Origin of the sequence: Gordonia otitidis NBRC 100426, from assembly GCF_000248075.1 — a bacterium.
GTDB classification, from domain to species: Bacteria; Actinomycetota; Actinomycetes; order Mycobacteriales; family Mycobacteriaceae; genus Gordonia; species Gordonia otitidis.
In genome coordinates, this window is record NZ_BAFB01000226.1 from 1 (window position 1) to 1,207 (window position 1,207).

Genomic DNA, 1,207 nt, shown 5'->3' on the forward strand with positions numbered 1-1,207 from the left:
CGACGCCGGTTGGGTACACCCCGGTGCCGAACACACGCCGCCACCCTCGGCAGCGAACAACGCCAACCGCTGCCCCGGCGAGGCCAACCGTTTCGACCGCCCCAAATACAGCGGCACGCTGGTGTGCTCGGCGAACACCGCCAGATACGGTTGGACTCCGCTGGCAGCGGCCATCGAGATCAGATCCGGTATTGGCAATAGGGTCCCGGATGCGGTCTGTGCCATCCCGGCCTGTGCCTCCAGCTCGGCCAGCGTGGTCTTCACGATCACCTGGATCGGCAACCCGCGGTGGGTGCCGCCCAGCATGCCCGACTCCACCACCCGCGCCAGCAACGCGGAAAACGCATCATGGTTACGTTGCGCTTGCGACCGCTGATCACGCGCGGCTGCCTCGGCGACCTGTTCGGCGTTCGCGGCCGTGACCGGCCCGACCGGTGAGGTGTCGTCGTCGGGATTGTTCATGCCGGGTTTGGCCCACGCGTCTAACACCACATCCAATCGGGCACGGGTCGCCGGATCAAGATCAGCCGTCAACCGTGACATCAGATCCGCACCCTGCCGGTTCACCCACAACCGGCGACGACGTGCCCGATCCTTCCCATCGGTGACCGTCCCGTCCGGATCCAGATGCGCCATCAACCGGGTACCCAGATTGGTGATCTCCTTCGGCGTGAACTGCACACCATAACCAGCCATCTGCGCTTCCGCCGCCGCCCGCACGTCGGCCGGGATCTGATGCGGGATCTGATCCAACACCTCCAGCACCGCCCGCGCGCGGGCCGGCGCTATCTGACCATCAACCCAATACCGTGACAACGTCGGACATGCCGGTTCCCGCACCTCACCCACGATCGAGGTGAACGAGCCGGTCGCGGTGATGATCTGCGAGCGGATCGCCGGATCCCCCACCCCCAACCGATCCGCCAGAAACCCACGCACGTCCCGATATCCCAACGCGTGTGGCAGATTGCGATCCGACGCCTCCACCACCAACCGATCAGTCACCGCCGCAGCCGTCCTGCGTGCCAACCGTTCAGCGACCTGCGCCGCCTCGACCACACCGGCATCCGAGAGTTGCGACACCTCAACGGCTGCCAACTCATCGACCACCGACGCCAACCGCGACAACATCTCAGCTACCCGAGCATCCACCGACCCCACCACCGCAGAACCCAACCCAGCAGCATCCAACAACGAAGGCGCGCAA

1 protein-coding gene is annotated in these 1,207 nt (G+C 65.7%); it reads right to left on the reverse strand.

Translation table 11 applies throughout. The features are described 5' to 3' along the window. The coding region (locus GOOTI_RS21465; protein WP_083835987.1) for a DUF222 domain-containing protein at positions 1-1,164 on the reverse strand (1,164 nt) is incomplete at its 3' end. Positions 1,165-1,207: the final 43 nt, after the last annotated feature.